The sequence below is a fragment of the Streptomyces beigongshangae genome (assembly GCF_019710745.1).
GTDB classification, from domain to species: domain Bacteria; phylum Actinomycetota; class Actinomycetes; order Streptomycetales; family Streptomycetaceae; genus Streptomyces; species Streptomyces beigongshangae.
The window spans coordinates 1-371 of sequence record NZ_JAHKJW010000200.1 but is presented as its reverse complement, the minus strand read 5'-3'; the positions used below and the strand labels follow the sequence as shown (position 1 = coordinate 371).

1 protein-coding gene is annotated in these 371 nt (G+C 74.7%); it reads left to right on the top strand.

Going from position 1 to position 371, the window contains the following annotated elements; translation table 11 throughout:
- Positions 1 to 371 (top strand): SDR family NAD(P)-dependent oxidoreductase (locus tag KM933_RS38835; RefSeq protein ID WP_221362411.1); only part of this gene is annotated, 371 nt, incomplete at both ends.

Sequence of the window (371 nt, the reverse complement as noted above, 5' to 3'; positions counted from 1 at the left end):
TTCATGAGCCAGGCCAAGCACGTGGGCAAGATCGTGCTGTCCATGCCGCCGCGCTGGAACCCCGAGGGCACGGTCCTGATCACCGGTGGTACGGGTGCGCTGGGCGGGCACCTGGCCCGTCGTTTCGCGGCGGCCGGTGTGCGGCACCTGCTGCTGACCAGCCGGCGCGGCCCGGACGCCCCCGGTGCGGCCGAACTGGCGGCCGAGCTGCGGGAGCTGGGCGCGGAGGTCACCGTCGCCGCGTGCGACACCGCCGACCGTGACGCCACCGCGGCCCTCGTCGGTGCCGTGCCGGTGGAGCACCCGCTGACCGCGGTGGTGCACACGGCGGGTGTGCTGGACGACGGTGTGATCGCCTCGCTCACGCCCGA